The organism is Ruegeria sp. CRTD044 (genome assembly GCF_059613485.1).
This window is the reverse complement of record NZ_JBXWSP010000017.1, coordinates 78,379-94,703: the sequence shown is the minus strand read 5'-3', so window position 1 is coordinate 94,703 and position 16,325 is coordinate 78,379. Positions and strand designations below refer to the sequence as shown.

Sequence of the window (16,325 nt, the reverse complement as noted above, 5' to 3'; positions counted from 1 at the left end):
TTTGGACATACTCTCGCTGATCCCGCAATTTGGTGGGCTGGTCTATACGATTGCCGCATTCGTCGTGGCGTTGTCCGTCATCGTGGCGGTGCATGAATACGGGCATTACATCGTTGGCCGCTGGTCGGGGATCCACGCCGAGGTGTTCTCGTTGGGGTTTGGTCCGGTGCTTTGGAGCCGAATGGACAAACGCGGCACCAAATGGCAGATCGCTCTGTTGCCTTTTGGCGGTTATGTGAAATTCCTGGGCGATGCCAATGCGGCCTCGGGCAAGGATACCGAGACGATGGCCGAAATCACCACGCAAAGCCCCGAAGAATTGCGTCGGACGATGCATGGCGCACCGCTTTGGGCGCGGACTGCCACGGTTGCGGCCGGGCCGGTCTTCAATTTCGTTCTGTCGATCCTTGTCTTCGGCTTGATCTTCTGGTCGCAAGGCGTGACCCGCGAGCCACTGACGGTCGGATCGCTGAAACCTTTGCCGGGCACCGTGCAGGAGCTTCAGGAGGGGGACGAAATCGTTGCGATCGCTGGCATTCCCACGCCTGATTTCGATCAGGAGGGGGCCTGGACCGAGTTTACCGAGGCGCTGCCGGTGCAGCCGGTTCTCGAATACACCGTCATCCGCGACGGCCAAACCCTCGACGTGTCGGCCCCGTGGCTGTTCCCGCCCTTGATCCAGCAGGTCGCCCCGCGCAGTGCTGCGATGGATATCCAGTTGCAGGCGGGCGACGTCATCACCTCGGTTGATGGCGACCCGATTTTTGCTTTCGAACAGCTTAAAGATAAGGTCGAAAGCTCGGACGGAAAGGTACTTTTGCTGGATGTCTGGCGCGACGGCGCCGAGTTGGAATTTGCACTGGCGCCGCGTCGCACGGATGAACCGCAGGCGGACGGCGGCTTCAAAACCGAATGGCGGATTGGAATCGTCGGCGGCATGATGCTGGTGCCGGCGACCGAACCCGCAGGTCTCGTTGACTCCCTGCATGGCGGAGTTATCCAGACCGGCCGCATCATCGAGGGGTCGCTGTCCGGCATATGGCACATGGTCACAGGTGCGATCAGCACCTGCAACATGTCCGGACCCATTGGTATCGCGGAAACCTCAGGCGCGATGGCGAGCCAAGGGGCACAAAGCTTCATCTTCTTCATCGCGGTTCTGTCCACTGCTGTAGGCTTGCTGAACTTGTTCCCAATCCCCGCATTGGACGGGGGACACCTGGTTTTTTACGCCTATGAAGCCGTCGCAGGGAAACCGCCCAGCGACCGTGCTTTGCAGCTGTTGATGGCGGTGGGCATCACGCTGATTCTCAGCCTCATGATCTTCTCGGTAAGCAACGACTTGTTCTGCTGATTGTGGCGGCATTGACGCGTTGCGGTCGCAAAATTGCCTCAATTCAAACCTAGTTTATTTGGGGTAATTTTGCCGAGACATGCAATTAAGCGGGCTGTGACCAATGACCAAGGCATTGCGGAATTCCTACCGAGGCTTCAGTTTCCTGTTCGTGTTGAACTGGGACGCGTTGCTCAGCTTTGGGCTGACCGCTCTGGCATTGGCCGGTGCCGCATATCTGGCCGGCATGTGATTCCCCATACCCAGCTGAACGAGCCGAGCGCGACCGATCCGGTCGCGTTTTTCGTTTGTGCTTTTGACAAGGCCCACCAGAGCGGCTACTCAACTTCTAAAGTCCGAAATTCTAGGTAGAGACAAAAATGGCTTACAGGAGAGGCGCGGGCACATCCTGCGGTACTGCGCAACCGCACGGCAACATTTTGTGGCGAGCACTAACGATTTTTTTCCTCTTTGCGGCAATGAGTTTTACGGCGGTACCGCAAGTCGCCCAGGCCCAGACCTACACGATTTCGTCGTTCGATGTTCAGGGCAACCGTCGCATTGAGACGTCCACCATCATCGCCCGGACAGGAATCACACCCGGCCAGTCAGTCACTGCGGGCCAGTTGAATGACGCCTACCAGCGTTTGCTTGACAGTGGTGTTTTTGAGACAGTCGAATTGACCCCGCGCGGGAATACTCTGGTGATCGAGGTCGCCGAGTATCCGACGATCAACAAGATCAGCATTGAGGGCAATCGCCGCGTCAAGGACGACGTGTTGATTCAGGCAATCTCGTCGCAGCCGCGCCGGGTGTTCACGCCGCAGGTCGCGGAATCCGATGCCGACAAGATCGCCGAGATCTACTCGGCGCAAGGTCGTGTGTCGGCCACAGTCATTCCGCGGATCATCCGCCGCAGCGACAACCGGGTGGATCTGGTTTTTGAAGTCGCCGAAGGCACCACGATTGAGATCGAGCGCGTCAGCTTTGTAGGAAACCGCGCCTATTCCGACCGTCGTCTGCGCCGTGTCCTTGAATCCAAGCAGGCCAACATCCTGCGCACCTTCCTGCGCGGTGACACATTCATTGCCGACCGCATCGAATTCGACAAACAAGTTCTGCGTGATTTCTACCTGTCGCGCGGCTATGTCGATTTTCGGATCAACAGCGCCAATGTCGAGTTCACGCGAGAGCGTGACGCCTTCTATCTGGTGATGAACATCACCGAAGGTCAGAAATTCTCGTTCGGCAACATCTCGACGGTCAGCGAAATCCCGGGCGTTGATGCGGCCGAGTATCAGAAGGCCCTCAAGATCAAACCTGGTGTCACGTATTCGCCCACGCTGATTGAGAATTCGATCGCGCGGCAGGAGCGTCTTGGCCTGAAGCAGGGCGTCGACTTCCTGCGCGTTGAGCCGCGTGTGACCCGCAACGACCGTGACCTGACGCTGGATGTTCAATTCGTGCTGACCAGAGGCCCGCGCATCTTTGTCGAACGGATCGACATCGAGGGCAACACGACCACTCTGGACCGGGTCATCCGGCGCCAGTTCGACACGGTCGAGGGTGACCCCTTCAACCCGCGCGAAATCCGGCAGAGCGCCGAACGCATCCGGGCCTTGGGTTTCTTCTCGGTCGCGGATGTGGAAACCCGCGAAGGGTCCAGCCCCAGCCAGGTGATCGTGGACGTGGATGTCCAGGAGCAGCCGACCGGTTCACTGGCGTTGGGCGGCAGCTACTCGGTTTCCGACGGTTTCGGGATCGCCATCCGGCTTGAGGAGCGAAACTTCCTCGGGCGTGGTCAAGAATTTGGCCTGACGCTGTCGACAGCGCAGGACTCTGAGCAGTACGTCATCAACTTTGCCGAACCATATCTGTTGGGCCGGAAACTGCGTTTCGATCTGGGCTTTGGTCTTTCAAGGACCAATTCCAGCTTTGCCAGCTATGACACCAAGAGCGTGTTCATCAATCCGCAGCTCAGCTATGCGATTGGCGAACTGTCCTCGTTGCGCCTGCGGTACAACTGGAACAAGTCCGAGATGTCGCAGCAGGACGACGAGGTCAACGGGGCAGTCATCGCGTCGGAAATCGCGCAAGGCAAGCGTTCGACAAGCTCGCTGGGGCTGGCCTATGTCTATGACAGCCGACTGGGTGGCCTGAACCCGAATGCAGGTGTTCTGTTCGAGGTCGGCGTGGACGCGGCTGGCCTTGGTGGAGACAACAAGTACTTCAAGACCTCGACCCGGGCGATTGCCCAAACAAAGGTCCTGAACGAGGAAATGACGCTGCGCGCGTCTTTCGAGGCCGGCGCGCTCCATTGGCAAGGTGACGACTTCAGCCGGGCAATTGACCGTTATGTCCTGGGTCCGACAACGTTCCGTGGCTTCGAGCCGGCCGGTATCGGCCCTCGTGACCTGTCGAACGGGCAGGATGATGCGATCGGCGGCAACTACTACTGGGTCGCCCGGTTTGAGTCGGACTTCCCGTTGGGTCTGCCCGAGGAGTTGGGGCTGCGCGGCGGTGTCTTCTATGACATCGGCAACCTGTACAACATTAACAATGTTGATACGACGGGTGCCAATATCGTCGGCGCAGACGGCTCGATCCGTCAGGTTATCGGCGTCTCGCTGCTGTGGGATACGCCGTTCGGTCCGCTGCGGTTCAACTTCTCACAAGCCGTGAAGAAGGAAGACTTCGACAAAGAGCAGAACTTCGACTTTACCATCCAGGCGCGGTTCTGACGTCCATGGTCAAGACGATATCGAAGTTTGTACAGGGCCCATTACGGGCCCTGTGTGTTTTGATCTTCCTAGTAGTGTCGTTCCCAGTGGCCGCCCAGCAGTTGGGGGTTCCGCAATCCGGCGTGCTGACCATCTCGAGCGACCGGATCTTCACCGAGTCAGCATTCGGGCGACGGGTTTTTGATGAGATCGAAGCAGAAAGTGCTGCGCTGGCCGCAGAAAATGAACGCATCGTTGCCGAACTGAGCCGCGAGGAAAAAGAGCTGACGCAAAAGCGCGAAGTTCTGAGCCCTGAGGAGTTCCGCCCGCTTGCGGAAGCCTTCGACCGAAAGGTCCAATCTCACCGCGAGGGGCAACGCGCGAAACTGGATGCTCTGGCGCGCCGCAGTGACGAGGCGCGCAATCAGTTCTTTGAGCTGGCGCAGCCCGTGCTCATCGACCTGCTGCGCGAAACAGGCGCATCCCTGATCATCGAACGATCCAACGTATTTCTCAGCTCGGACGCCTCGGATGTTACGGCCATCGCCATCCGCAAGATCGACGCTGCCATTGGCGATGGATCGCAGTTGGAAGAGGGCGACAAGCCATAGCGTGGCTTGCCCTTGGGTACGGGTATTGCTAACCACGCGTGAACGAGACCCCGAGAACAGGACATCCTGAAAATGACCACGGAAACCAAGAGCGCCGACATTCAGCTGATCCAGCGGATCCTGCCGCATCGCTATCCGTTCCTGCTGGTTGACAAGGTTGTCGAGATCGACGGCTATCAGTCGGCGGTCGGCATCAAGAACGTCACCATGAACGAGCCGCATTTCCAGGGCCATTTCCCCGGTACGCCGATCATGCCCGGCGTGACCATCGTCGAAGCGATGGCGCAAACCGCAGGTGTTATGCTGGGCGTCGGCATGGATGTCATCGACAGCGAACTGCTGATCTATTTCATGAATATCGACAAGTGCAAATTCCGCCGCAAAGTGGTGCCGGGTGACGTGCTGAAAATGCATGTCGAAACCGTGCGCGGCAAGAAGGGCGGCAAGATCTTCAAGTTCAGCGGCCGTGCAACCGTGGACGGCGAAGTGGCGGCCGAGGCCGAGTTCTCGGCCTATGTCGATTGGGATATGGAAAAAACAGCATGAGCCGAATTCATCCCAGCGCGATCATCGAAGACGGCGCTCAGATCGGCGAGGACTGCGTAATCGGCCCGTTCTGCCATGTGGGGCCACAGGTGCGTTTGGGCGACCGAGTCGAATTGAAGTCGCATGTGGTGGTCACCGGGGATACCTCAATCGGTGACGACTGCGTCATCTTCAACTTTTCGGTGATTGGTGAAATCCCGCAGGACCTCAAGTTCGGGGGCGAAAACACGCGGCTGGAAATCGGCAAGCGAAACCGCATCAGGGAACACGTTACGGTCAATACCGGCACCGAGGGTGGCGGCGGCGTGACCCGCATCGGCGATGACTGCCTGCTGATGGCCGGGGTTCATGTGGCGCATGACGTGCAGATCGGCAACCGAGTGATCATGGTGAACCATTCCGGCGCCGCCGGCCACTGCATCATCGAGGATGACGTGATCCTCGGCGGCATTTCCGGCTTGCATCAATGGGTGCGCGTGGGCCGCGGCGCCATCATCGGTGCGCTGACCATGGTGCCCAACGATGTTATCCCTTACGGCCTGGTTCAGGCCTCGCGTGGCGAATTGGAGGGGCTGAACCTTGTCGGCCTTAAACGCCGAGGCGTTTCCCGGGCGGACATTTCGGCGCTGCGTGCGGCCTTTCGCGAACTGTCCGAAGGCGAGGGCACCTTCATGGACCGCGCCAAGCGACTGGGCGACAGCACCGACAGCGACTATGTGCGTCAGATCGTGGAATTCGTGACGGGCGAAAGCGATCGTTCGTTCCTGACACCAAGGAAATAGGATCATGCTGGCTCTGATCGCGGGAACAGGGGTTTTGCCGGACGAACTGGTTGCGCACCTGCCGGAACGCCCCTTGGTTTGCGCGATGGAGGGATTTCAGCCTGACACTCTGACGCCAGACGTGACCTTCCCGCTGGAGCAGTTGGGCAGTTTTATCGCCGAGCTCAAAGCGCGCGGCGTCACAGATGTATGCCTCGCAGGTGCCGTTCGCAGGCCAGACATAAACCCCGCCCGGATTGACGCGCAGACCATGCCCTTGGTTCCGATCATACAGCAGGCGTTGATGTCGGGTGACGACGGAGCCTTGCGGGCGGTGATCGGCATTTTGGAGGACGCCGGACTGCGCGTGCGGGCCGCACACGAGATCGCTACGGGCCTGCTGCCTCCTCTCGGATGTCTGACCCAGGCACAGCCGACCGAGGCGGAGTTGGGCGATGCAAACCGGGCCGTGGGTGTCCTGCGGGCCATGGGGGCAGCGGATATCGGACAGGCTTGCGTTGTTCACAAAGGCCAGGTTCTGGTTGTCGAAGGGGCCTTCGGTACGGCCTGGATGCTGCAATCGCTGGCCGCGCGCCCGGATGCGGGCGGCGGTATTCTGTTCAAGGGCCCCAAGCCGGGCCAAGACCGACGTGCCGATCTGCCTGCCATCGGCCCCGACACCGTATCCAGCGCCGTTGCCGCCGGATTGTCCGGCATCGTCATCGAAAAGGGTGGGGTGATCGTGTTGGACCGGCCTCAAGTGATCGCGGAGTGCGACCGCCTGGGCCTGTTCCTGCACGTACATGAGCGGGCCGTCTGATGCGCGTCTTTCTGGTCGCCGGTGAACCGTCGGGCGACCGTCTGGGCGGTGCGCTGATGGAGGGGTTGCAGACCCTTGTTCCGGACGTCGAATTCGACGGGGTTGGCGGGCCGCTGATGCAGGCCCAGGGTCTGGTCAGCCGCTTTCCGATGTCCGAGCTCAGTGTGATGGGCCTGGTCGAGGTTCTGCCCAAGTTCTTTCACCTCAAGCGCCGCATCGCCGAAACCGCTCAGGCCGTTCTGGACACCCAGCCCGACGTTCTGATCACCATCGACAGCCCCGACTTTTCGCTGCGCGTGGCCAAGCAGGTCAAGGCGCGCAGCAGTATACGAACCGTGCATTATGTCGCGCCCAGCGTCTGGGCCTGGCGCCCCAAGAGGGCGGACAAGATGGCCAAGGTCATCGACCATGTTCTGGCCCTGCTGCCGTTCGAGCCACCCTATATGGAAAACGCCGGAATGGAATGCGATTTCGTCGGCCACCCGGTGGCCAGCGAGCCGGTTGCAACCGAAGCGCAGATCGAGCAGTTCCGCGCCGATCACGGTCTCGGCGACGCGCCGATCCTGCTGGCCTTGCCCGGCTCGCGCCGGGGCGAAGTCGATCGGCTGGCGCCCGTATTCGGCGCGGCGCTTGCCTTGTACCTGAAGGACCGCCCCGACATTCGGGTGGTAGTTCCGGCGGTCGCGCATGTGGCCGATACCGTGGCTGCCCATGTCCGGTCCTGGCCGGGCCAGCCGGTCGTGGTGGACCCGCGCAACATCGACACGGATCAGGCGGTGGCCACCAAGCGTGCGGCCTTTGCGGCCGCCGAGATCGCCCTCGCCGCGTCCGGCACGGTCTCGCTGGAACTGGCGGCCCAGTCCACGCCGATGGTGATTGCATACAAGCTGACCTGGCTGACCCAGAAGATCGCCGAGCGCATGGTCAAGCTGGATACGGTCACGCTGGTCAACCTTGTGTCCGAGACCCGAACGGTGCCGGAATGCCTGCTGGATGACTGCACGCCTGAAGCCATCGCCGCCGCGCTTGGCGCGGTGTCTGCCGCGCCGAACGCGCAGGAGCAGGCCATGGCCGTCACGATGGAACGTCTCGGCCGGGGTGGCGAAGCGCCCGGTCTTCGGGCCGCGCGTGCGGTGTTGGAGCGGATGACGCCGTGATGCTGGACTATGCGGTCTTTGCGGCCTCGGCCTTCATGGCGCAGGTGCTGACCAATCTCGACAACCTCATGGCGCTGGTCGCCCTGATGATCGTCACTGGGCCGCAACGCGCCGTTCTCGGGTTTCTGCTGGCACAGGGGCTGGTGATCGGCGCGGCTTTCCTGCTGGCGCTGGGGGTCGAGGATGTGGTGCCGCACTGGGCGGGCTACCTCGGCGCCATCCCGCTGGCCTTGGGGCTTTTCGGGGCCGTTCGACAGCTTCGCGGAGCAAATGGCCAGGACGCAACCGCTGTGCCGGGCAGCACCTCGGCGCTGGTGACAATGCTGTTGTTCACAAGCCTTTCGATGGACACGTTTGCAGTCCTCGCCCCCTTGCTGGCCGACTCGACCCCCGATTTCCGGCTGGCAGGTGTGCTTGGGGCAGGTCTCGCCGCGCTCTCTCTTGCGGGTGTGGGGCTGATCGGTGGGCGCGCCCAGATCATGACGGGGCGCCTGGCGCAACGGTTGGAGTACCTCGTGCCTTACGTCATGATCTGCGCCGGGCTTTATATCCTCAGCAATTCGTGGACCGACGCGGTTCAGTAACCGCGCCAGATCCAGCCACCGCCAAAGATGCGGCTGCCCCCGGTTTCATAGAACACGCAGGCCTGCCCGGGCGAGACACCTTCCTCGGGGGTCAGCAATTCGACCTCGGCGGTGGTGTCGGTCAGCGGACGGATGATCGCCTCGCGCGGGGGGCGGGTCGAGCGGACCTTGACCGAAACATGCCATTCCTTTTTCGAGGTGAAGGGTTCGTCGCCCAGCCAGTTGATCTCGCGTACGGGGATGGTGCGGGTGGCCAACAGTTCCTTGGGGCCGACGACAACCTGCTTGCGATCAACGTCCAGCTTGACGACATAGAGCGGCTCACTGAGCCCGCCGATGCCAAGGCCACGCCGCTGGCCGATCGTGTAGTGGATCACGCCGTCGTGCTGGCCTAGAACACGGCCGTCGGCGTGAACGATCTCGCCGGGCTCGGCCGCGCCGGGGCGCAGTTTCTCGATCACACTGGCATAGTTGCCGTTGGGCACGAAGCAAATGTCCTGACTGTCGGGCTTGTCGGCCACGCTCAGCCCGTATTGCGCGGCCATCTCGCGGGTTGCGTCCTTGGACGGCAGGTGCCCCAGCGGGAAGCGCAGGAATTCCAGCTGCTCGGGCGTGGTCGAGAACAGGAAATATGACTGGTCGCGGTTGGCATCCTCGGCGCAGTGCAGTTCAGGGCCATTGGGACCCATCTTGCGCTGGATGTAGTGGCCGGTCGCCATGCAGTCGGCTTCCAGATCCTTGGCGGTTTCCAGCAGGTCCTTGAACTTGACCCGCTCGTTGCAGCGGATGCAGGGCACCGGAGTCGCGCCGGCCAGATAGCTGTCGGCGAACTCGTCGATCACGGCGTCCTTGAAGATGTTTTCATAATCCAGAACGTAGTGCGGAAAGCCGCGTTCCTCGGCCACGCGGCGGGCGTCGTGGATGTCGATCCCGGCACAGCACGCGCCCTTCTTGGCCAGCGCCGCTCCGTGGTCGTAGAGCTGCAGCGTCACACCCACCACGTCATAACCCTGATCCGCCAGATACGCCGCCACGACCGAGCTGTCGACACCACCCGACATGGCGACGACCACCCGCGTTTCCGACGGGGGTTTGGCAAAGCCAAGCGAGTTGCGCGGAGTCTCGGTATCGAGGGCCATGGGCTGTTCCAGTCCGGGTTAAGAAAGACCGGCAGAATATAGGAAAATTCTACGCACTCTCAAGGGGCGGTTTCACCGCGCATTAAGTAGACTGCCGTCAGCTTTGTGGCACCAGAAAAAGGGTCAAAAGATGTATTTGCACAAAGTTGAGGGACCAAGGTCAGTTACCCTGCCGGATGGGTCTGTTTTGTCCCGAGCGGATTTGCCGCCTGCGGATACGAAACGCTGGGTCGCATCAAGAAAAGCGGTAGTCGTCCGAGGCGTGCTTTACGGATTGATCTCCTTGTCGGATGCCAAGAAACGATACGGCCTGAGTGACGAAGAGTTCAACACATGGGTGTCTGCGGTCGCCGAACACGGAATCGATGCCTTGAAAGTGACGGCGTTAAAAAAATATAGACAACCTAAAGGCGAAAGCGAATAAATGATTCAACGGTAACGTCAGATTAACCATTTGTGATCAGGGTTAACCAGAACTGGAATAGTTGACCTGAATTGGAGCAGTGCAATGCGAATTCTTCTTGTCGAGGATGATCCGACCACGTCCAAAAGCATCGAGCTGATGCTGACGCATGCCAACCTGAACGTGTATGCGACGGACCTGGGCGAGGAAGGCATAGATCTGGCCAAGCTGTATGACTACGATCTGATCCTGCTTGACCTGAACCTGCCGGACATGAACGGACATGAAGTCCTGCGTCAGTTGCGCATTGCAAGGGTTGAAACGCCGATCCTGATCCTGTCCGGAGCCGACGACACTGAAAGCAAGATCAAGGGCTTCGGTTTCGGGGCCGACGACTACCTGACCAAACCGTTCCACCGCGAGGAGTTGGTGGCGCGAATCCATGCGATCATCCGCCGATCCAAAGGTCATTCGCAATCGATTATCCGAACCGGACGAATCGCGGTCAATCTGGATGCCAAGACGGTCGAGGTTGACAATCAGGCGGTGCATCTAACCGGCAAGGAATACCAGATGCTTGAGCTTCTGAGCCTCCGCAAGGGCACGACCCTGACCAAGGAAATGTTCCTGAACCACCTTTACGGCGGCATGGATGAGCCGGAACTCAAAATCATCGACGTTTTCATCTGCAAGCTTCGTAAAAAGCTCAGCAACGCCACGGGCGGCGAGAACTACATCGAAACGGTGTGGGGCCGGGGGTATGTATTGCGCGATCCCCAGATGGACACGGTGGAAAACACTCGCTTGGCCGTCGGCGCCTGAAAATCTGACCCATCCGCCACCGCGGTCCAGGGTGGCACTCGCACTCACGGCTCAGCACATCTGGACCTGACCATGACCTCGCCCTATCACTGGGGTCCAAGACGATGTGACAGGGCGAGGCCATGAGCAATTTGATTGCAGTAGAAGATCTGACCGAGGACCAGGCTCGAGAGGAATTGGCACGCCTTGCGGAACTCTTGCAGCAGGCCAACGACCTGTATCACGGCCAGGACGCGCCCGAGATCTCGGATGCCGAATACGATGCCCTAAAACTTCGGAATCTCGAAATCGAGTCGCGGTTCCCGCAGCTAAAGCGCCCCGACAGCCCCAGCGATCAGGTTGGTGCGCGACCGGTGGACGGTTTCGGTAAAGTGACCCATGCGGTCCGCATGATGTCGCTTGGCAACGCATTCGACGATGAGGATGTTGCAGACTTCGTTCGGTCCGTTCGAAAATATCTTGGGCTGAGCGAAGAGGCGTCCCTCGAATTCACGGCCGAACCAAAGATCGACGGTTTGTCGCTGTCTCTGCGTTACGAGGACGGCGAACTGGTGCAGGCGGCAACACGGGGCGATGGTGAGGTCGGCGAAAACGTCACGGCCAATGCGTTGACCGTCTCAGATATCCCTCAACAGATCGCCGACGCGCCGGGGATTCTGGAGGTTCGCGGCGAAGTCTATATGTCTCATGACGATTTCGAGAAGCTGAATGCCAAGCAGGTAGAGGCGGGCGCGAAGCTGTTTGCGAATCCGAGAAATGCGGCCGCGGGTTCGCTACGCCAGCTCGACCCAGAAGTTACGCGCGCAAGGCCCCTGCGGTTCTTCGCCTATGCCTGGGGCGAAGTGTCCGAGCCGTTGGGAACCACTCAGTCATCTGCGTTGGATCGATTGAAGTCCCTTGGCTTTTCCACCAACGACCTAACTGCCGTATGCAGCTCGACCGCGCAAATGCTGGAGCACTACCGTGCAATCGAAGAGCAGCGCTCCACGCTTGGCTATGACATCGACGGCGTCGTCTACAAAGTGAACGATTTGTCGTTGCAGGCCCGTCTTGGGTTTCGCTCGACCACACCAAGATGGGCGATCGCTCATAAATTTCCTGCCGAACTCGCCTGGACCCGGCTTGAGGAGATTGACATTCAAGTTGGCCGAACCGGAGCGCTTAGCCCGGTTGCGCGGCTGCACCCGGTGACGGTTGGCGGTGTTGTGGTGTCAAATGCAACCTTGCACAACGAAGACTACATCGCCGGTCGGGATTCGAAAGGCGAACAGATCCGCGACGGCAAAGATATCCGGGTCGGCGATTGGGTGCAGGTGTACCGCGCCGGCGATGTGATCCCAAAAATAGCCGACGTCGACCTGAGCAAAAGGCCGGAACAAGCTGTCCCGTTTGAGTTTCCGACGAAATGTCCGGAATGCGGCAGCGACGCGATCCGCGAGGAAGGCGACTCGGTGCGCCGCTGTACCGGAGGGGTGATCTGCCCGGCGCAAGCGGTAGAGAAACTGAAGCACTTCGTTTCCCGCAAGGCGTTTGACATCGATGGGTTGGGGGCCAAGCAGATCGAAATGTTCTACAACGACCCGGACCTGCCGATCCGTACGCCGGCAGACATTTTCACATTGCAAAAGCGGGACGCTGCAAATCTGAACAAGCTGGCCAATCGAAAAGGCTGGGGCAGTCAGAGCGCCGCAAAACTCTTTGCCGCGATCGAGGAAAAGCGGACAATTCCACTGAGCCGCCTTCTGTTTGCCCTGGGTATTCGACACCTTGGTGAAGTCGCGTCGAACCTGATTGCCAATCACTACGGCACGTGGGATGCGTTCGAGCAGGCTGTCACGGCCGCCAGCCAATTCAGCGGACCCGAATGGGATGAGCTGCTGAATATCGACGGCGTCGGTGAAGTCATGGCCCGGACCCTGGTTTCGACATTTGCTCAGGACGCAGAGCGCCAAAGCATCGATGCGCTGGTCGCTCAACTGAACGTACAAGAGGCCAAACGGCCGGATACATCGGGCAGCCCCGTCGCGGGAAAAACGGTTGTCTTTACGGGTACGCTCGAAAAAATGACCCGGGCCGAAGCAAAGGCCCGCGCGGAAGCCCTGGGGGCCAAAGTGGCTGGGTCGGTCAGCGCAAAAACGGATTATCTGGTGGCCGGCCCCGGCGCAGGGTCCAAAGCCAAGAAGGCGGCAGAGCTGGGGATCGAAACCTTGGATGAAGACAGCTGGCTGCAGTTGATCGGGGACGCATGAGCGGCCGTCCAGAGCAACTGTACCCGCTTTTTGCAGGGCTCGAGACGCTGGATGGTATCGGTCCCAAGACCGCACGCCTGCTGGCGCAGATGGGGCTGGAAACGCCACGCGATCTGCTGTTTGCATTGCCATATGCGGTGGTTGACCGGCGGCGGCGTGATACGATCCGGGGCGTGGATTTGCCCAAAACACTTACGGTGGAAGTCACCGTTGGCGCCCACCGTCCGGCGCACAACAGGGGCGGAGCCTATCGGATTTTCGTGCAGGACAGTCAGACTGATTTTCAACTGGTCTTCTTTCATGCCCGGGCCGACTACCTGAAAAAGGTCCTGCCCGAAGGGGCGAGACGGGTGGTGTCCGGCAAGCTCGAACTGTTTGACGGAACTGCGCAGATGGTTCACCCGGACCACATTCTGCCGGTCGAGCAGGCGCATAACATCCCCGAGTTTGAACCCGTGTACCACCTAACCCAAGGTGTCACCCAGAAAACGGCCTACAAGGCGGCGCAAAGCGCGCTGGCACGCCTGCCAGATCTGGCGGAATGGGCGGATCCTGCACAGGTTGCCCGCCAGAGCTGGCCGACCTGGGCCAATGCCGTCCGGGCGGCCCACACACCGCAAGGTGCCGATGACGTGGCGGCCTTTGCTCCCGCGCGCGAACGTCTGGCCTATGACGAACTGTTCGCCCATCAACTGACTCTGGCTCTGGCCCGCCTGCGGGAACGCAAAACACGTGGGACCATAAGTGTCGCAACCGGGGCGTTGCAGACCCGTGTAATGGATGCGCTTCCGTACAAACCCACTGGGGCTCAGTTGCGTGCGATACGAGAGATAACCGAGGACATGGGCGCTCCGACCCGAATGAACCGCCTGCTGCAGGGGGACGTCGGATCAGGCAAGACACTGGTTGCGTTCATGGCGCTTCTGGTAGCGGTAGAGGCCGGTGGTCAGGGTGTCATGATGGCTCCGACCGAGATCCTCGCGCGCCAGCATCTGGAGGGCCTTCGCCCCCTGGCCGAAGACGCCGGCGTGGTTCTCGAAATCCTGACGGGACGGGACAAAGGGGCCGAGCGCAAGGCGAAGCTGGCCGCGCTCAAGGCGGGTGACATCCAAATTCTGGTGGGCACTCACGCGGTTTTCCAGAACGATGTGGCCTTCCATGACTTGCGTCTGGCCATTGTCGACGAGCAGCACAGGTTCGGGGTCCGTCAGCGGATGGAGCTCTCTGAGAAGGGGCAGGGGGCCGATGTTCTGGTCATGACGGCCACACCGATCCCACGCAGCCTTGCGCTTGCACAATATGGGGATATGGACGTCTCGGTCCTGGATGAGAAACCGCCGGGACGCAAACCGGTCAAAACGGCGATTGTCAGCACTACACGTATGGAAGAGGTGGTCGATCATCTGCGCCGCGCGATCGAAGACGGCAAGCAGTGTTATTGGGTCTGTCCGCTGGTCGACGAATCCGAGGTCTCCGACCTCACCGCGGCCGAGGAACGGTTCAAACACTTGCGGGCCCAGTTGGGTGACGGAATCGTCGGCCTTGTGCACGGACAGATGCCCCCGGCCGAGAAAGATGCGGCAATGGCCGCCTTTCAGGACGGGCGGACCAAGGTTTTGGTTGCGACGACGGTCATTGAGGTGGGGGTAAACGTCCCCAACGCCACGATCATGGTTATCGAGCGGGCGGAAATCTTCGGGCTGGCTCAGTTGCACCAGTTACGCGGTCGGGTCGGACGCGGGCATGATGCGTCGACCTGCCTGTTGATGTATCAAGCGCCGCTCAGCGAAGGGGGCCGACGACGGCTTGAAGTTTTGCGGGAAACCGAAGATGGATTCAGAATTGCCGAAACGGACCTCGAGATGCGCGGGGCAGGTGACCTGATCGGAACCGCGCAATCCGGTCTGCCCCGGTTCCAGATTGCCGATCTGGAACGGCAGGCTGGACTTATGGCTGTTGCCCAAACTGACGCGCGTGCGCTGCTGGCTTCGGATCCGAAATTGACCTCGGAACGAGGTCAGGCCGCCCGTGTTCTTCTTTGGTTGATGAAACAGGATCAGGCCATCCGTTTGATTTCAGTGGGTTAGCGGGTTGCGCGCAAAAAGTTCACAAATGTTCTCATAAAGTTCTTTACTGATCTCCGGAAATATGAGAACAAAAGGTCAACAAAGGATTAATTCCCGACCGGAGGTGAAACATGCTGACCCAGATCAAAAGTGCTTTCAGCCGTTCGCAAGCCACGCTTTTGCAGGATGCAGCCGGCGTGGCTTCGCTGGTTGTCATACTGATGGTGGCGCTTCACTTGCCCGTCGGGTTCTAAGCCTTTCTGCCTGCGATCTCGTGCCGATCAACCCGCGTATGTCATCCCCATTTCAGTCAAGGGTGACCTGCCTGTCCCAAACCCCTTGAAGGGGCCGTGCCTCGGCCCCACGCGGTAATCCGGACCCCACGCGAGAAACGCATTAACTGCCGCCGCCCTTTCCGCCCGGAAGGAGCGGCGGTTTTTTTTACAGTTGACCGGTTTTGAATATCTCAAGCAGGGCTGACAGGACCGAGTTGACGGCCACTGAAGCCAGTATCATTCCCATGACCCGGCTGATGATTGCTGCCCCCGAATGACCGATCAGCCGGATGATCGGCTCGGCCAGCAGCATCAACACGAAGGCACAGGCCAGTACGGACAGCATGACCAGCGCAGTAATGCCCTGATCCGCCACGCTGTAGCGGTGGTTGTCGGTCAGAATGACGATGGCCAGCATCGCACCGGGTGATGCCAATGACGGGACCGCCAACGGGAAGATCGCCGGGTTGTGCCTGTGCAGCTTGTCTTCCATGTCTTCTTCGGCCTGGCGCTGTTCGATTTCCTGTTTGCTTTCGCCAAAAATCATCGTCAGCGCGAACAGGAACAGGATGATCCCGCCGGCGACCTGAAACGAGTTGAGGCCGATATCCAGCGCTTCGATCAGCAATTGCCCAAAGACCAGAAAGAACAGAAGGATCCCGGCGCTGATCAGTGCGGCGAGCAGGGCAGTGCGCCGGCGCGCGGCGGCTTCGATACCCGCGGTGACGGCAATGAACACCGGGATGGTTCCGATCGGGTCGATGACGACCCACAAGGTTACAAAATGTTCCAGAAGGTTGTTCAATTGGCTTCTCCGTCAAATTGGTCAGGAGGTTAGC

Annotated in this window: 16 protein-coding genes; 14 read left to right on the top strand and 2 right to left on the bottom strand. The window is 60.1% G+C overall.

Annotation, left to right across the window (positions count from 1 at the left end; genetic code table 11):
- The first annotated feature begins 1 nt into the window (after position 1).
- The 9 genes from rseP (at position 2) to AC2FNL_RS15765 (ending at position 8,532) form a co-directional block, all read left to right on the top strand.
- Positions 2-1,354: an RIP metalloprotease RseP gene (gene rseP, locus AC2FNL_RS15805; protein ID WP_496834253.1), complete on the top strand. Its 1,353-nt coding sequence runs from the start codon at positions 2-4 to the stop codon at positions 1,352-1,354.
- Between the two features lie 103 nt (positions 1,355-1,457).
- Positions 1,458-1,586: a hypothetical protein gene (locus tag AC2FNL_RS15800; RefSeq protein WP_254920122.1), complete on the top strand. Its 129-nt coding sequence runs from the start codon at positions 1,458-1,460 to the stop codon at positions 1,584-1,586.
- Between the two features lie 127 nt (positions 1,587-1,713).
- Complete coding sequence (gene bamA, locus AC2FNL_RS15795) at positions 1,714-4,074, top strand: outer membrane protein assembly factor BamA (protein WP_496834252.1); 2,361 nt, start codon at positions 1,714-1,716, stop codon at positions 4,072-4,074.
- Between the two features lie 59 nt (positions 4,075-4,133).
- On the top strand, positions 4,134-4,664 hold the full coding sequence (locus tag AC2FNL_RS15790; RefSeq protein WP_496834251.1) for an OmpH/Skp family outer membrane protein: 531 nt from the start codon (positions 4,134-4,136) through the stop codon (positions 4,662-4,664).
- A gap of 72 nt (positions 4,665-4,736) precedes the next feature.
- Positions 4,737-5,210 carry a 3-hydroxyacyl-ACP dehydratase FabZ gene (fabZ, locus tag AC2FNL_RS15785; protein ID WP_093962012.1) on the top strand — a complete coding sequence of 158 codons (474 nt, stop codon included), beginning with the start codon at positions 4,737-4,739 and terminating at the stop codon, positions 5,208-5,210.
- A complete protein-coding gene (gene lpxA, locus AC2FNL_RS15780; RefSeq protein ID WP_496834250.1) occupies positions 5,207-5,992 on the top strand; it encodes an acyl-ACP--UDP-N-acetylglucosamine O-acyltransferase in 786 nt (261 codons plus the stop codon). Before fabZ ends, lpxA begins: the two co-directional genes overlap by 4 nt.
- Positions 5,993-5,996: 4 nt before the next feature.
- Positions 5,997-6,791 carry an LpxI family protein gene (locus tag AC2FNL_RS15775; RefSeq protein ID WP_496834248.1) on the top strand — a complete coding sequence of 265 codons (795 nt, stop codon included), beginning with the start codon at positions 5,997-5,999 and terminating at the stop codon, positions 6,789-6,791.
- Positions 6,791-7,948 carry a lipid-A-disaccharide synthase gene (gene lpxB, locus AC2FNL_RS15770; protein WP_496834246.1) on the top strand — a complete coding sequence of 386 codons (1,158 nt, stop codon included), beginning with the start codon at positions 6,791-6,793 and terminating at the stop codon, positions 7,946-7,948. The genes AC2FNL_RS15775 and lpxB overlap by 1 nt, the downstream gene beginning before the upstream one ends.
- Positions 7,948-8,532, top strand: a complete 585-nt coding sequence (locus AC2FNL_RS15765; protein ID WP_496834245.1) for a hypothetical protein — start codon at positions 7,948-7,950, stop codon at positions 8,530-8,532. Before lpxB ends, AC2FNL_RS15765 begins: the two co-directional genes overlap by 1 nt.
- Here the strand turns inward: AC2FNL_RS15765 and mnmA are convergent.
- On the bottom strand, positions 8,526-9,671 hold the full coding sequence (mnmA, locus tag AC2FNL_RS15760) for a tRNA 2-thiouridine(34) synthase MnmA (protein WP_496834243.1): 1,146 nt from the start codon (positions 9,669-9,671) through the stop codon (positions 8,526-8,528). The genes AC2FNL_RS15765 and mnmA overlap by 7 nt on opposite strands.
- A gap of 130 nt (positions 9,672-9,801) precedes the next feature.
- Between mnmA and sciP the strand changes: the two genes are divergently transcribed.
- The 5 genes from sciP (at position 9,802) to AC2FNL_RS15735 (ending at position 15,465) form a co-directional block, all read left to right on the top strand.
- Positions 9,802-10,095 (top strand): CtrA inhibitor SciP, encoded by a 294-nt coding sequence (gene sciP / locus AC2FNL_RS15755; RefSeq protein WP_093962955.1) that lies wholly within the window; start codon positions 9,802-9,804, stop codon positions 10,093-10,095.
- Positions 10,096-10,179: 84 nt separating this feature from the next.
- Positions 10,180-10,896, top strand: coding sequence for a response regulator transcription factor CtrA (ctrA, locus tag AC2FNL_RS15750; protein WP_093962018.1), 717 nt, complete (start codon positions 10,180-10,182; stop codon positions 10,894-10,896).
- A 122-nt stretch (positions 10,897-11,018) separates the two neighbouring features.
- Positions 11,019-13,145 carry an NAD-dependent DNA ligase LigA gene (gene ligA / locus AC2FNL_RS15745; RefSeq protein WP_496834241.1) on the top strand — a complete coding sequence of 709 codons (2,127 nt, stop codon included), beginning with the start codon at positions 11,019-11,021 and terminating at the stop codon, positions 13,143-13,145.
- Positions 13,142-15,232 carry an ATP-dependent DNA helicase RecG gene (gene recG / locus AC2FNL_RS15740; RefSeq protein ID WP_496834240.1) on the top strand — a complete coding sequence of 697 codons (2,091 nt, stop codon included), beginning with the start codon at positions 13,142-13,144 and terminating at the stop codon, positions 15,230-15,232. The genes ligA and recG overlap by 4 nt, the downstream gene beginning before the upstream one ends.
- A 110-nt stretch (positions 15,233-15,342) precedes the next feature.
- Complete coding sequence (locus tag AC2FNL_RS15735) at positions 15,343-15,465, top strand: hypothetical protein (protein WP_254920125.1); 123 nt, start codon at positions 15,343-15,345, stop codon at positions 15,463-15,465.
- Positions 15,466-15,652: 187 nt separating this feature from the next.
- Here the strand turns inward: AC2FNL_RS15735 and AC2FNL_RS15730 are convergent, their stop codons facing one another.
- Complete coding sequence (locus AC2FNL_RS15730; RefSeq protein WP_093962021.1) at positions 15,653-16,291, bottom strand: MarC family protein; 639 nt, start codon at positions 16,289-16,291, stop codon at positions 15,653-15,655.
- Positions 16,292-16,325 lie beyond the last annotated feature (34 nt).